The organism is Aliiglaciecola sp. M165 (assembly GCF_007197995.1).
In the GTDB taxonomy this organism is placed as follows: Bacteria; Pseudomonadota; Gammaproteobacteria; order Enterobacterales; family Alteromonadaceae; genus Aliiglaciecola.
Map to the genome: position 1 here is coordinate 531,750 of NZ_VKKH01000006.1, position 14,553 is coordinate 546,302.

Genomic DNA, 14,553 nt, shown 5'->3' on the forward strand with positions numbered 1-14,553 from the left:
TGGTAACCATGTTTAAATTTAATTCGGCATTGATGGGATCCTTGGCATTGCATGTTGTGTTAGGTGCAGTGCTTTTGATTAGCTTTGATTTTCATTCGGTGCCACAACAGATAGAAATTTCAGCACCAAATTTCCAGCCCATCGAAGCGGTTGTGGTGGATCAAAAAACTATTGAAAATCAGCTGAAAAGAATTGAGCAACAAAAAGAAGCCGAGCGTCAAAAAGAATTGCAAAAGCAGCGTGATGAAGCCAGACGCAAACGAGAAGCCGAGCAACGTCGTCAAGACGAAGCGCGCAAAAAACAACGTCAAATAGAAGACAAAAAGCGACGAGAGCAGGCGGCAGCTGACGCAAAAGAACGTGAGAGAAAAGCTCAAGAAGAAGCGCAGCGAAAGGAAAACGAGCGCAAACAACGTGAGTTAGAGCGTCGTGCTGCACAAGAGCGTGAGCGAAAAGCCAGGGAAAAACGTGAAGCGGAAGAACAGGCTAGAAAAGAAGCAGAGCGAAAGCAGCAAGAACAAAAAGAGCTGCAGGAAATGGAGCGTTTAATGCAAGAGCAGCTTCAAGCTGAGCAGGCGGCGCGCAGTCAGCAGCGTCAAAAGCATGTGCTAACTGAAACTGAAAGGTATACCGCTTTGATAAATGCGAAAATCGTACAAAATTGGTATACAGACGATTCTATGATCGGCAAGTCTTGCCGAATAAACATTAGACTTTCATCAACCGGATTTGTTATTCAAGTGCGCGTTATTGAAGGAGATAGGGTTGTTTGCACCACTGGTGAACAAGCTATTAGAAGAGCTGGAGACATGCCTATGTCATCCGACCCAGATGTTTACAATAAATTACGAGATATCACTTTTAACTTTGGTTTTTAATTAATGAAAATAAAACTACGTTTATTCACGCTGCTATCCTTTATGTCGCTTTCAAGCTTCAGCCAAGCAACATTGGAAATATTCATAACTGAAGGCGTAAACACGGCACGTCCAGTTGGGGTCGTTCCTTTCCATTTAACCCCAGGCACCTTGACGCCAAGCAGTATCGATCGCGTTGTTGCTGCAGACTTAACCCGCAGTGGTAAATTCTTTGCATTACGTCAGGAGCAGCTTCCACAGTTACCAAAATCAGACACTGAAGTTGACTACAGTCGTTGGGCGGAATCTGGGGCCGAAGCAGTACTTATTGGTCACATTGAACAGCAAAGTGCCGACGAATTTAAAGTGTCTTTGCAACTTATAGATGTAATCCGCGGGCAGATAACTGGGGGCCAAACACAAGCACTTAGCGATGGTCGCTTAGTGACCAACCGCGACCACATTCTCGACGAATGGAGCACTGTTATCGGTGCTGATGAGTTTCGTCGCTATGCCCATCGTATTAGTGACATAGTATACGAGAAGCTTACAGGTGAAAGAGGCGCTTTTCTGACGCAAATTGCATACGTAATTGTAAGAGATCCCGGTACCGACGATAAGCCTTTTCAGCTGGTAGTTGCCGATTATGATGGTGAAAATGAAACGGTATTATTGCGTTCTAATGAACCGTTGATGTCACCTACGTGGTCGCCAGATGGACGTAAATTGGCATATGTATCGTTTGAAAATAAGCGGCCACAAATATTCATTCAAGACATCTACACAACAAGCCGAACTATGATGACTAATTTTCCTGGCATAAATGGTGCACCGGCTTTTTCTCCAGATGGCAGGCAATTGGCAATGGTTTTATCAAAAGATGGGAATCCTGAAATCTACATTATGGATATTGCCAGTAAACGATTGAGGCAAATTACTCGAAATCGAGCGATTGATACTGAGCCAAGTTGGTCACCTGATGGTAAACATTTGATTTTTAGTTCAGAACGGGGTGGTAAACCTCAGATTTATCGAGTAAATTTAGCAACGGGTAAGACAAGGCGCACGACTTTTGAAGGAGAAATGAACCTTGGGGGCACTTTCACACCTGATGGAAATCAAATCGTGATGGTAAACCGAACAAGAGGCAATTATCATATTGCTAAGCAAGGTGTGGATTCTGGAGACATGTTAGTGTTAACTAAGACATTTCTGGATGAATCTCCCAGTCTTGCACCAAATGGGAGTATGATCATTTACAGTACACTGCATGAAGACAAGCAAGTTTTGTCTTTAGTGTCGCTGGATGGCAGGTTTAAAGCGAGATTACCAGTGTCTAACGGGCAAGTGAAATCACCTAGTTGGTCACCATTTTTATAATATACTTACAACAAATACATAGAAATTTCGAAAAACGATAAGGATCAATGAAATGCAACTTAAAAAATTATTCAGAGGTTTATTGATTGCTGTGCCAGTGGTGACCATGATGGCTTGTAGTTCGACTTCTGATGACGAACTATCTGCTCAAGAAGCACAACAACGCGCTGAACAGCAAGCTGCTGCAGAAGCTCAAGCAAGACAAGAAGCCGAAGCTGCTGCTGCAGCGGAAGCCCGCCGATTGGCAGATATTGAAGCCAGAGAAACCCGTGATATGTTGGCTAGCCTGCAGCAAGACCAAGTGGTTTATTTTGAATTTGACACTGCTAATCTAACCAGTGCTGCCCGCGCGATCCTTGATAGACACGCAGATTTCTTAGCGAAAAACTCTGGTCAGTCTGTTGTCGTAGAAGGGCATTGTGACCGTCGCGGTACACCTGAGTACAACATTGCATTGGGTGAGCGTCGTGCTAAGTCTGTTGAAACTTACCTTCTTAATTCTGGTGTGAGCGCCTCGCAACTTTCAGTCGTCTCTTATGGCGAAGAGAAGCCAGCTGCTAACGGTTCTACAGAAGCTGCTTTTGCGCAAAACCGTCGTGGTGTTTTGGTTTACCAATAAGAAAACAAGTCTATGATTAAACGCATTTTTGCGATTAGTCTGTTAAGTACGTTAGGAGCCGCAGTGAATGCGGCTCCTGCGCCTGTAACAGACCTCAATGATAGCGCTTTGCAAAAGCGCGTTGAAGTATTGGAACGTATTGTTGATACACGAACCAATATGCAACATCGAATTCAAGAACAACTTGATAGCATGCAATCGGAAGTGTCTGAACTACGTGGCACCTTAGAATTGCATAATCATCAGCTTGAAAAGATCCTAGAAAGGCAACGAGAGCTGTATCTTGAAATTGACAGACGTATTGAATCTGTCAACAATCAGGCGGTTGTTTCCACAACACCAACGGTAGTCGCGCCAGGTCAACAAACCAACGCTGTAGTCAATACCCCTGTGGTTCCTGTTTCAAATAATGCCAGTGAAAGTGAGGCATATGACCGTGCTGTGAATTTGATTCTGCGCGATAAGCAATACGACCAAGCTATTCCAGAATTTCAAGCGTTTATTCAGCAGTATCCGAACTCCAGCTATGCTCCTAATGCCCATTATTGGTTAGGGCAGCTCCTGTTTAATAAACAAGAGTGGCAAAGTGCTGGGGAACAGTTCCAGGTGCTTGTGAGCGGTTATCCCGATTCGTCTAAACGCGCAGATGCATTGTTTAAGTTAGGTGTGGTTGCTCAAAGGCAAGATAATTTGGCTAGAGCGAAACAATTATTTGAACAAGTTAAGTCAGAATACCCAGATTCTTCATCTAGTAGGTTGGCAGATGCTCGCTTAAACGCGATGAATTAATCAACGATTTTTTGGCAGTTTAGTTAACGCTAGGTTAATAACGTTTAACTTAGCTTATATTTTCAGCGAATAAACAAATAGTTTTGAAATATCGATAGTTTTTGGTTGCGTCCAAGCGATATTTGAGTATTATATGCCGCCGTTGCAGCAGCACTGTAACAAATCTGAAAAGGGTCGTTAGCTCAGTTGGTAGAGCAGTTGACTTTTAATCAATTGGTCGCTGGTTCGAATCCAGCACGACCCACCATTTTCAGGAAAGATATAGGTCTATGCGTGCTGGAAGAGAACCAGCGAAGCATGACCCGAAGGGCGTAAGGCAGGATGCCTGGAGTAATCCAGCACGACCCACCATTTTCCAAAGATGGCTTTTCAGAATCAAGATCATGGAACGATTTTGAACATGCGCAGCATGGCCCCGAAGGGGTGGAGAACAGGATGTTCAGAATAATCCAGCACACTCGCAGGATTTAAAAATCAATTAGATGGGTCGTTAGCTCAGTTGGTAGAGCAGTTGACTTTTAATCAATTGGTCGCTGGTTCGACAAAATCGTAGGGAACGATTTTGAACATGCGAAGCATGACCCCGAAGGGGTGGAGAACAGGATGTTCGGAATAATCCAGCACACTTGCAGGATTTAAAAATCAATTAGATGGGTCGTTAGCTCAGTTGGTAGAGCAGTTGACTTTTAATCAATTGGTCGCTGGTTCGAATCCAGCACGACCCACCATCTTCTTATACATCGACAATTAACTATCTTAATTCACCATAGCCAATACTACCTAGCTTCGTGCTGGGTGAGAACCAGCGTTGTTCGACAAATTGTCGGGAACAATTTGCACAGCCGAAGGCTGCCCGAAGGGTGGAAGGCAGGATGCCTGAAATGAATCCAGCACGACCCACCATCTAAAACAATATTCCTCTTGAATTCAATTTCCCCGAATGCTTGATACTTCCTTAAGTGAGGAGTGTGGGGTGAAAGCCAGTAGTTCGACTATTTTGTCGGGAACAAAATAGAACGTGCGAAGCACGGCCCGAAGGGCGTAGGGCAGGATACCCGGAGTCATCCAGCACGACCCACCATCTAAAACCATCTGTGTTCGACAAATTTGTTTTTCTTTTAAGCATTCACAAAACTCAGATTAAACCCATCCCTGGTAACGCACCTAGCCATTTTGAATCTATTGAGCAATTTGGTTTTTTAAGTCCAACTTGTATCGCCTGGACATGTTCAAAACAGTTCCACTTTTTAGTGTGACTTTTCCGTCGCCACTTGGCACGGTCTGAATGTTGTCGATGGCATCCAGGTTAACCGCATGTCCACGATGAATTCGGCTAAAACCTAACGCAGAAATTTTTGAAACCGTATCGTTTAAGGTTCCCCGCAGTGGATAAATACGACCTTCTTTATGCAAATTCACATAGTTTCCCGCTGATTCCAACCATTCAATTTCATTAATTTTAACGAGAAACTCTTTGTCCAATTTCCTGACAATAAAATAGTCAAAATTCTGCTCTGCAGAATGGCTATTTTGTGCCGATGCCTTATCTTCATCCTCTCCATCTTTGTATTCATCTTTGTCGCTCAGTAAACTCGCTTCGCCTTTGAGTCGAGCATAAAGTGATTTGAATACATGAAACAGAATTAACCAAAACAAGTAGCCCCACGCATCTTTGCGGTACTCGTACCAAAACTCTCTTAGCCAAGGAGAAAAATCATAGTTTCCGCCATCCAACCAGTAGATGATTTCTCTAAACATCACCATCAATGTCACATGAGCGGCTGAATAGACAACAGTTGCTAGCGCATGAATAAAAACTTGTTTCCCGATGCCGGTAAAACGAAGGGGAACGCGCATAAACAGCATGAAGACTAATGGGAGTAAAATGAATGTGCTAAGGGCACTGCTATATTCCCAAACGAAGGGTTCCCAAATCTGGATTTCAGCCTGACCATCGCGGTTGTGTTCCATCCAAACGCTCGATGCATTAATGCTGTTGTTAACAAACAGATAAGCAGCAATCAATAAATATAGATAGCCCACACGATGCTTATCAAAACGTGCGAATAAATTTAGAAGATATTTGTCCCCAGATTCCACCTGTTATCCCTAATCCTGTCCTGATAGCCATTTGAGGCTTTTATTTAATTGAATGAAAACGTAAATCTATCAAAACACACATTGACAGTTTGAGGCAAAAATAATCATGACACAAATAGATAACACAAGACGATACGATGTAGATTGGTTAAGAACGTTGGCTTTTTCGCTTCTCATTCTCTACCACATTGGAATGTATTATGTTCAGGACTGGGGATGGCACATCAAAAGTGATAATACGTTTCGTTGGCTTCAAGAAGTCATGATATTGACCAACACCTGGCGTATGTCGTTATTGTTTTTTATCAGCGCTATGGCACTGTCTTTAGTCATTAAACGTTATTCTGTCTCGGAGCTCTTAAAGCTTCGTTCAAATCGCCTGCTGATACCCTTGTTATTTGGCATGTTTGTAGTGGTATTCCCGCAGGTTTATATCGAAGCGATTAGCCAAGGGCTAATTGAACCGGGTTTCTTTGCGTTTTGGGTCGAATACGTCAACCCAAACACGTCATTGTTGACCGAACATCACTCTTCAATTGGATTGCTCACCTGGAATCATCTTTGGTTTTTACCCTATTTGTGGGTATATAGCGTGATCGCTATTTTGAGTCATAGCGTTTTAAACCGATTTGCTGATGTGCTTAAGGGCCGTTTGCCATTCGCGCTGACATTCGTGCTGTTGTGTGCATCGCTTATTTCACTTTGGCTATGGTTGGCCCGCAGCTACCCCGTTACCCACGGATTAACCGACGATTGGTACAACCATGGTAAATACTTATTGGTGTTCGTAGCGGGTTATCTGTTTGCGCGCATTGATGCATGGTGGGATTTCGTAATAGCAAATCGGCGTTGGTTTTTACTTGTCGCCATTATCGGTTACAGCTTTATCGTTGCTGATAGAAACGGAGGATTTCCCTGGCTTGCAAGTCAATACGAAACGTCTACTACAGTGAAATTGGTTTACGGTGCGTTTTTTAGCGCAAATCATTGGGCTTGGATATTCACCGTTGTTGGATTTGCAGGCGCTTACCTGACGAAATCTAGCCCTGTGCTTGAATATGCAAACAAGGCTATTTTACCTTGGTATATGTTTCATCAAACTGCAATCGTGGTAATTGCTTGGTATCTAAAGCCTTCAGCACTGCCTGCAATGTTAGAGTTTTCGCTCATATTGTGTATGACTGTGTTGGTGTGCTTTTTAGGATATGAAATGGTGAAAAGAACCACTATCACTCGTTGGTTATTTGGGTTGAAATAAATGAATCCGAGTATTTTACGCAGCTTATTTTTCAATAGAGATTAGCTAGGGTATAATACTCGGACGTTCAAATCCTGTTAACACGAGACGTAGCATGACGCAGGTGAATCGCATTGATTCGATAGAATATCCGTTTCCGGCAAAACCAGAGGTTTTGTCGGAAGCACAACAAACCTATTATCAAAATGAGATAAAACGACTATTGAAGGAGCGAAACGCTGCTTTGGTAGCGCACTACTATACGGATCCTGAAATTCAGGCCCTTGCTGAGGATACTGGCGGATTTATCTCAGATTCACTGGAAATGGCGCGTTATGGACGCGACTGTGACGCACAAACCTTGATTGTCGCTGGTGTGCGCTTCATGGGCGAGACCGCAAAAATCCTTAGCCCTGAAAAAACTGTATTGATGCCTACCTTGGAGGCGACCTGTTCATTAGACCTAGGTTGCCCAGAAAAAGAATTTAGCGCGTTTTGTGACGCCCACCCCGATCATACTGTGGTCGTATATGCTAACACCTCAGCCGCGGTGAAGGCTCGTGCCGACTGGGTTGTGACTTCAAGTATCGCATTGGAAATTGTCGAACATTTGGATGCCATGGGTGAAAAAATCCTGTGGGGACCAGACAGGCATTTAGGCGCATACATAGCCAAACAAACAGGCGCAGACATGCTAATGTGGCAGGGTGAGTGCATCGTTCACGATGAGTTTTCTTCCAAAGCCCTAAGCGACATGAAACATCTGCATCCAGATGCCGCCGTATTAGTTCACCCTGAGTCACCGTCCAGCGTGGTGGATATGGCAGACGCCGTAGGCTCCACAACTCAGCTTATCAAAGCCTCTCAGAACTTGCCAAACAACAAGTTTATTGTGGCGACTGATCGTGGCATTTTTTATAAAATGCAGCAACTGGCACCAGAAAAAGAGTTTTTTGAAGCCCCAACAGGTGGAAATGGTGCAACCTGTAAAAGTTGTGCCCATTGCCCATGGATGGCAATGAATGGCCTAAAAGCGATTCATGACGCATTGACAGATACCAATGGCCACGAAATTTTTGTGGACGATATTTTACGCAAAAAAGCGCTGATACCCCTTGATCGCATGTTGGATTTTTCAGCACAACACAGGTTGAAAGTGCAGGGCAATGCTTAAGCACTAATAAATTTACAAAATTGCTGATTTCTGCTTGATTGCACGCAGGGAATTACCTACTATACGCGGCGCTTTAAAAGCGCTAAAGATTTAGAAAGATAGCTGAGTGGCTGACTAATTTGTCAGGAACAAATTGGAACATGCGCAGCATGGCCCGAAGGGCGAAAGGCAGGAAGCCTGGAGTAACGCGCACGCCGTGCGCCGAAGTTTAAATATCCTTTGAGCTTCAATAAAACGGCGAAGATTTAAAAGTTTCGGAGAGGTGGCTGAGTGGCTGAAGGCGCACGCCTGGAAAGTGTGTTTAGGTTAATCCCTAACGAGGGTTCGAATCCCTCTCTCTCCGCCATATAAATGAAAAGCCCTAGCGCATTTTGCTGGGGCTTTTTCATTTATGCGTTGTGCAGAGGACTTGATGAGAATCCTCTGGTTCGACTATTTGTAAGGAACAAATAGCACAGCCTTTAGGCTGCCCGAAGGGTGAGTATCAAGGACGATACGAATGAATCCCTCTTTCTCCGCCAAATATAAAATGACCCGCTAACAGTGGTTTTTTTTGTGTTTGTAGAAAGTTGATGACTTGGTTTGAATTTAATTAACTCTGTCCCTTTTTTACTCGTTTTCAGGGTGCGATACCTTTCTTCGCATCACCTCAATTGTTTATTCAAGCTGCAGATCGTAAGTTGATTCGCCTGCCACTTTCTCTGTTTGAACTTTGCCATTTTTCTGAAGCATCATCTCTAAACGCAGCGGGAAGAACAATGCTATATGGAGCAATTTGTGCAGAACCAAGAACTCCACTGCGAATCATAATGTTCATTCCCATTATGTATAGTTAACTAAAGTATTTCTTTGCTCGGGTTATAGAACTGCGTCATGCTAGCTTTTCTCATCTAATTGGTTGGCTTTTTTCTTTTTCCTGATAGTTTCACACGTCCATAGCCCACGTTTTTCGCGCTCGACTCTAATTTTCTCTGGGAATAAAGAATTTATATTTTTTCTGTAGCCATCAAGAATTTTTCGTTCATCATTAATCAATGAAAAGCGTTCTTGAATAACATCTGACGGACCAATTTCACAGCCTATCCATTTTCTACCTTTTAATTCAGCTGCCATGTAGGTGGTACCTGAGCCACCAAATGGGTCAAAAACTAGATCCCCTTTGTTAGAAGCCATCTCTATAATTCTGTCTAATAACTTTAGGGACAGCTCATTAGAGCCTTCTCTTCTTTTATATTTGCGATGCCTAACTGGTGGGATATCAGTCCAGATATCTGTCATATTTATGCCAGTTGGGTTCATTTTATCTTTATATCCCCCATAGTCCTTTAACTCCGCATAACATTTTGAGCAGACATCCATTGTAAGCCTATCAGGATGAAACGTTTTGGGTTTATCTCCCTTAACGTAATATAGGAGAGAGTAATGGGATGGGTATAATCTTTTCTGGATAGGCAAACTGTATTTAATATCAACACCAATCCAATGACGAAAAGTTAGCATACTTTCAAGGTAAGATGTTAACGCTGCATTCCATTTGGGAAGATTCCAGAGAAATAGCGAGCCTCCTGGTTTTAATACCCTAGCACTTTCCTTAATCCACTCTTGGCACCAATGAATATATTTTTCTGTTCTAAGGCTATCATTAATTTCGGATGGATATATCACAGCTAAATTGAATGGGGGATCAGCAAATATCAAATCAATTGAATCACTTTCAATAGATTTAAGCAGCTCGTAAGAATCACCTCTGTAGAGTTCTCCTAGATTAGTCTTAAACTCCAATTTGCAATTGGTCATTGGAGATTCAATAGTAGGAACATGAGTTTCTATTAGTGGAAGGATTGCTTCAGCGTTTTCTTGTATTGCTTCGATAATATCCTTATCAAGCCTCCCCATTTTAATACGAAGTAATAGCTCTGATATATTGGCCGCTGACATAATGTTTTTCAAGTCGGTTCCAGTTGGCACTATATTGTTTTTATTGTAGTACTTTAGTTTCTTTACAGGCACACCGCTCTGTTTGGCAAATGTTGCCAAGTTTCCTCCTTTTTCCTCTCTTATACTCAATGCCTTAAAAAACTGATTTGAATAACCCATACTCTAGCCTCGAACTTCAAACAAATTGTATCTTAGCAGCTTTCTTTGCCTAACTGTAGACTATAGTCCGTCGACCATAGTCTACAAGAGTAGCAAACTTCGTCTCAAGTAAAGGAGAAGCTATGAAACCAGAAGAAGCATTTGGTGCTGTACTGAAGCAAGCTAGGGCAGAGAAAAGCATTTCTCAAGAACAACTTGCTCTTAGCTGTGATCTAGATAGAACTTTTATATCAATGCTGGAGCGAGGTCAGAGACAGCCATCTCTAAGTTCTATACTCGCCATTTCTAAATCCCTTGAAATCACCGCGCAAAATCTAATTAAGTTAACCACGGATTTAATTGATGAACATAATAAACATGTAAGTTCAGATTAGTCATGAAAAACTTTTTGATGGTAAGTCACTCAGCGACTTTTTTTGAAATAGATATTGCCGTCCCTAAAGATGCTTGAACTATAGATTGTCAATAAAATAATATCACGCAGCGTATTATTTAGTATGTAGTGTAATTTAGAATTTTCTTTGGCAGACAGGCTTTTGTTAATTTCAGTCAACAGAAAATATGTGATAGTTTTTAACGGTAAACAAAGCATGAGGCATGTTCGCTGCAACGACTAGACTCCGTGTTTAATAACTCAATACAATTAACAATATTTGGGTTCTATTAAAAGAGTAGGCACTCTTTTATCAAAAATGCTAGATTTGATTCACTCTGTATGGAGTTGTAGGCTTTGTTTTAATTTAAATTTGTAGGGTTACTGGTAAAATTTATTATTATGGTTCAAAGGAAGAAACGGAAAAAAAGTGTTCGGAAAAAGCTTTCACCTGAAGAAAAAGCACAAAGGCTAGAGCAAAAAAATCAAATAAAAGAGATTAGAACTATTATGAAAAATATGGGGTTTACAAGACTCCCATATATTGATGGAAAGAGCTTCGTTTACAATGATAGAACGTCAGAAATAGATGACATTTTTATTAATGAAAATGTCATCCTGATTACGGAATATACGATCGGAAATCCAGGTGGGCATCTTTTAAAAAAGAAAGTGTTTTACGACAAGATATATGCTGATCATAGAGCATTCATTGAGTTTTTGTCGAATGAAGAAAAACTACCTAGCTTCATGGAGTATTATAAAAGTAACATTTCAGGTATCTATTCAAAAAACGAGTTAAAAGTACAAGTTCTATATTGCTCTAAAAAAACAATCTCAACGGAGCATAAAAAGCAATTTGTTGATAGTGTCATCTTTTTTGACTATCACATTGTCCAGTATTTCAAAAGTGTGACGAAAGCAATAAAGAAGTCTAGTAAATATGAGTTTATGGAATTTATACAAATTCCCTTCAGCGAGTTTGGTAGCAATATTAAGGACTCCTCCTCCTCTTCCCATCAAACATTCGAAGGAAATATTCTACCTGAAGAAAAGAGCAAGTTTGAAGAGGGATACAAAATTATATCGTTCTATATAGACGCAGGATCGTTGTTGAGAAGATCTTATGTGCTTCGGAAGAATGGTTGGAAGGATCTTGAGAACATTGGTCATTACCAAAGAATGTTAGAATCGCCTAAAATTTCTAGTATGAGAAGATACTTGTATGAAAGAGATAGGGTTTTCATTAACAACATTATTGCTACAATTTCTACTGATAAAATTTCCTTGTTTGACAAAGATAGCAATGCTTTGACTCTTGGAGAAGATGGGCAATTTACGAGTGAAAACTCGACGCAAGTTCTTCCTGCAAAAATTCGAATCGATGATTCTGCAAATATTATTGGTTTAATTGACGGGCAGCATAGAACGTACGCTTATCATGAAGCAGATGATCAATACGAAGAGAAAATTTCAGGCTTACGAGAGGTACAAAATTTACTCGTAACAGGAATACTGTTCCCTAAAAACGAATCTAAACAAAAGAGGCTAGAGTTTGAAGCAAATCTTTTTTTAGAAATCAACGCAAATCAAAAAAACGTCCCTTCAAACATTCGACAAGAGATCGAGTTAATGATCAACCCATTCTCTTCTACGTCTATTGGGAAGAGAATCGTCTACAAGTTAAACGAGAGCGGACCGCTTAGTGATCTAATAGAGTTGTATTGGTACGAGAAAAACAAACTTAAAACTGCTTCAATTGTAAGTTACGGTTTAATACCACTCGTGAAGATTGAAGATATTAAGTCAAAAGATAGTTTATTCTCAATATGGAAAAACAGTGATAGAGAAAAATTAAAATCCAAAGATATTTCTGATTCTGCGTTATTAGATAAGTATATAGACTTTTTAGTAACTGAGATTAGGATAATATTAATTGTATTCAAGGAAAAATTATCTAATGATAAATGGAGAACCTATAGTCCGAGCTCCAAAGAAGGCTTGCTGACGGTTTCATTTATTAATGGAGTTCTTAACGTTCTTCGACTGTTAGTAGAAAATGAACAAAAAACACTAGACATTGATTCATACAGGAACAAGCTTGCTAATATTGATGATTATGATTTTAAAAAATTTAAGTCGAGTCAATATAGAAAATTGGGAGAGGACATATACGATAAGTATTTTAAATAACTTCTCTGATCACCGCATGTTAAGCCAGAATCAAGAGAAAATTTAATGATGAGTGCTCTATTAATAGTTGAATTGATGTAGACTTTTTTCGGTAGCATAGGGCTAGCGCGTTGGAAGTTACTTTTTTACCATTACTTGCTGTTAAAATGTCTTATAAAAAGGTAAATTCAACTGCTTCGACTTTTGCCATAATTCTTTAGAAACACTCAAAAGTAAGCTTAAGCATCATCTTAACGCAGAAGTATAAATTTCTGTTTTAGCTAGACCTGATAAGGTGAAAGTAGGTATTCAATTAGTCATTGATGGTTAAATTTAGTACGTCCACCTGTCTTAATGTAGATGCTGAGTTTTCAAATTCTTCAACTCCAACTAATATCGCCTTTTTACGCTTGATGGTGGCAGGGGCCAGCGGCTCTCATAACGAACCATTTGGGGCGAATTCTAATTCAAAGCGGTGCTGGTGCGACTCAATCTAGTATTCACCAATCTCAGCCAGTACCGTTCTGCATTGCTCCTGCAATGTTTGGTGAACGCGCTTCAGCGCGGCTGCCTTTTTATCAAGACTAGTCCACTTTCAACTTCGCATAATCAATAGCCTCATCAACATAACCACCAAACGACTCTTCAAAGTCCAATGGGATCAACACCCATTCTTTAAATCGTTTCTTGGTGTAATTGAATTCATAGCCTTCGCCATTCTCTATCAGCTCATTTACGCGATTGGGTGACAGCTTGACGATAAGAGACTCTTCTTTTGCAAAATACATAGAGACAAATTCGCCTTTGAAGCGCAAACAAGACGTTCCCATCATAGTGGAGAGCGCGAGTTCTTCTGATGTGATAAATGGCTGTATGAAATGTTCGAAATTCACTCTACCAACCCTTTCATTTTGATTAACGAGGCACCCCAACCGCCGATTATGTTTTCTCTGGCGCTATCTGTACTGATAGATTTATGGACAAGCCTTAAAAAACAACGGTTTTCACGTGGCTCAAAGGTGATGGTGACTTTGGGTTTGGGTGTGATTTGTTCTGAACCATCGGCCATAACGCGTGTGTGTGCCCAGCTAAATTCTAGCAACTTGTTTGGCTCGATATTTAGATACTGACCTGACAAATAATCGCTATGTCCATCTTTATCCACAAACACAAATTGCCATTTTCCATCTACTCTAAGATCAACTGAGGCGCGATCAGGACCGCCATCACCGGAACCAAACCATTGCAGGATATCTTCAACGCTCGTCCAGGCTTTAAATACACGCTCAGGGCTGGCATCAAATTCTGTCTCCATGATCAAGGGATCTTGTTTGGGAATTGATTTAAGAAAGGGATGATTCATGTTTACTCGCTTTTAATAAGGGCTTATAAGAGCTATTGTGAGTTTTCTTGTTGCAAAAAAGTGGATAGGTTATTAAAGCGTTCAGACCAGAATTTCTGATAGATCATTAACCAATTTTCAGCTTGCTGCATTGGCTCCGGAAGTAGTTCGCAAAAACGGGTTCGTCCTCGTTTTTTGACTGCAACCAAGCCCGCATCACTGAGGATTTTCACGTGTTTGGAAACCGCGGTTTGCGACATCGCAAAGGGCTTAGACAGCTCTGATAAGGATACTTCGCCTCGACTGAGCCGTTCAATTATCGCTATCCGAGTGCTGTCAGACAGGGCGCCAAAAGTTTTTTCAATACCAAAATTATTTGGGTGCATACTGTGTGTAATTTACTGAACCAATTA

At 41.1% G+C, this 14,553-nt stretch carries 14 protein-coding genes and 3 tRNA genes; 11 read left to right on the forward strand and 6 right to left on the reverse strand.

Annotation, left to right across the window (positions count from 1 at the left end):
* The first annotated feature begins 8 nt into the window (after positions 1 to 8).
* The 6 genes from tolA (at position 9) to FM019_RS14280 (ending at position 4,373) form a co-directional block, all read left to right on the forward strand.
* Positions 9 to 878 carry a cell envelope integrity protein TolA gene (tolA, locus tag FM019_RS14255; protein ID WP_143836609.1) on the forward strand — a complete coding sequence of 290 codons (870 nt, stop codon included), beginning with the start codon at positions 9 to 11 and terminating at the stop codon, positions 876 to 878.
* 42 nt (positions 879 to 920) lie between these two features.
* Positions 921 to 2,237, forward strand: a complete 1,317-nt coding sequence (tolB, locus tag FM019_RS14260) for a Tol-Pal system beta propeller repeat protein TolB (RefSeq protein ID WP_260681635.1) — start codon at positions 921 to 923, stop codon at positions 2,235 to 2,237.
* Positions 2,238 to 2,289: 52 nt separating this feature from the next.
* Positions 2,290 to 2,856 carry a peptidoglycan-associated lipoprotein Pal gene (gene pal, locus FM019_RS14265; protein WP_143836611.1) on the forward strand — a complete coding sequence of 189 codons (567 nt, stop codon included), beginning with the start codon at positions 2,290 to 2,292 and terminating at the stop codon, positions 2,854 to 2,856.
* A 12-nt stretch (positions 2,857 to 2,868) separates the two neighbouring features.
* Entirely contained in the window at positions 2,869 to 3,645 is a 777-nt protein-coding gene (ybgF, locus tag FM019_RS14270) for a tol-pal system protein YbgF (protein WP_143836612.1), read from the forward strand.
* A 171-nt stretch (positions 3,646 to 3,816) separates the two neighbouring features.
* A tRNA-Lys gene (locus tag FM019_RS14275) sits at positions 3,817 to 3,892 on the forward strand.
* Positions 3,893 to 4,297: 405 nt separating this feature from the next.
* Positions 4,298 to 4,373, forward strand: a tRNA-Lys gene (locus FM019_RS14280).
* Positions 4,374 to 4,824: 451 nt separating this feature from the next.
* Here FM019_RS14280 and FM019_RS14285 read toward each other — a convergent pair.
* Complete coding sequence (locus FM019_RS14285; protein WP_185969294.1) at positions 4,825 to 5,745, reverse strand: LytTR family DNA-binding domain-containing protein; 921 nt, start codon at positions 5,743 to 5,745, stop codon at positions 4,825 to 4,827.
* A gap of 106 nt (positions 5,746 to 5,851) precedes the next feature.
* Here FM019_RS14285 and FM019_RS14290 point away from each other — a divergent pair, with 106 nt between their 5' ends.
* The 3 genes from FM019_RS14290 to FM019_RS14300 all read left to right on the forward strand — a co-directional run bounded on the left by FM019_RS14290 (position 5,852) and on the right by FM019_RS14300 (position 8,502).
* On the forward strand, positions 5,852 to 7,003 hold the full coding sequence (locus tag FM019_RS14290) for an acyltransferase family protein (protein WP_143836613.1): 1,152 nt from the start codon (positions 5,852 to 5,854) through the stop codon (positions 7,001 to 7,003).
* A gap of 94 nt (positions 7,004 to 7,097) precedes the next feature.
* Entirely contained in the window at positions 7,098 to 8,156 is a 1,059-nt protein-coding gene (nadA, locus tag FM019_RS14295; RefSeq protein WP_143836614.1) for a quinolinate synthase NadA, read from the forward strand.
* A 256-nt stretch (positions 8,157 to 8,412) separates the two neighbouring features.
* Positions 8,413 to 8,502 (forward strand) — tRNA-Ser (locus tag FM019_RS14300).
* Between the two features lie 315 nt (positions 8,503 to 8,817).
* On the opposite strand, the gene FM019_RS20840 is transcribed toward FM019_RS14300, so the two are convergent.
* Together FM019_RS20840 and FM019_RS14305 are read right to left on the reverse strand one after the other, a co-directional pair.
* Positions 8,818 to 8,964, reverse strand: coding sequence for a hypothetical protein (locus tag FM019_RS20840; RefSeq protein ID WP_185969295.1), 147 nt, complete (start codon positions 8,962 to 8,964; stop codon positions 8,818 to 8,820).
* A 68-nt stretch (positions 8,965 to 9,032) separates the two neighbouring features.
* Positions 9,033 to 10,253, reverse strand: coding sequence for a site-specific DNA-methyltransferase (locus FM019_RS14305; protein WP_143836615.1), 1,221 nt, complete (start codon positions 10,251 to 10,253; stop codon positions 9,033 to 9,035).
* Between the two features lie 122 nt (positions 10,254 to 10,375).
* Here FM019_RS14305 and FM019_RS14310 point away from each other — a divergent pair, with 122 nt between their 5' ends.
* The gene (locus tag FM019_RS14310) at positions 10,376 to 10,627 is read left to right on the forward strand and encodes a helix-turn-helix domain-containing protein (protein ID WP_143836616.1); all 252 of its coding nucleotides are present in this window, start codon (positions 10,376 to 10,378) and stop codon (positions 10,625 to 10,627) included.
* Between the two features lie 401 nt (positions 10,628 to 11,028).
* Positions 11,029 to 12,819 (forward strand): DGQHR domain-containing protein, encoded by a 1,791-nt coding sequence (locus tag FM019_RS14315; protein ID WP_143836617.1) that lies wholly within the window; start codon positions 11,029 to 11,031, stop codon positions 12,817 to 12,819.
* A 563-nt stretch (positions 12,820 to 13,382) separates the two neighbouring features.
* Here FM019_RS14315 and FM019_RS14320 read toward each other — a convergent pair.
* Genes FM019_RS14320 through FM019_RS14330 form a run of 3 tightly spaced genes read right to left on the reverse strand, consistent with a single transcriptional unit; the run spans position 13,383 to position 14,526 of the window.
* A complete protein-coding gene (locus tag FM019_RS14320; protein WP_143836618.1) occupies positions 13,383 to 13,691 on the reverse strand; it encodes a hypothetical protein in 309 nt (102 codons plus the stop codon).
* A complete protein-coding gene (locus tag FM019_RS14325) occupies positions 13,688 to 14,161 on the reverse strand; it encodes an SRPBCC domain-containing protein (RefSeq protein ID WP_143836619.1) in 474 nt (157 codons plus the stop codon). The genes FM019_RS14320 and FM019_RS14325 overlap by 4 nt, the downstream gene beginning before the upstream one ends.
* 32 nt (positions 14,162 to 14,193) lie before the next feature.
* Positions 14,194 to 14,526, reverse strand: a complete 333-nt coding sequence (locus FM019_RS14330; protein WP_143836620.1) for an ArsR/SmtB family transcription factor — start codon at positions 14,524 to 14,526, stop codon at positions 14,194 to 14,196.
* Positions 14,527 to 14,553 lie beyond the last annotated feature (27 nt).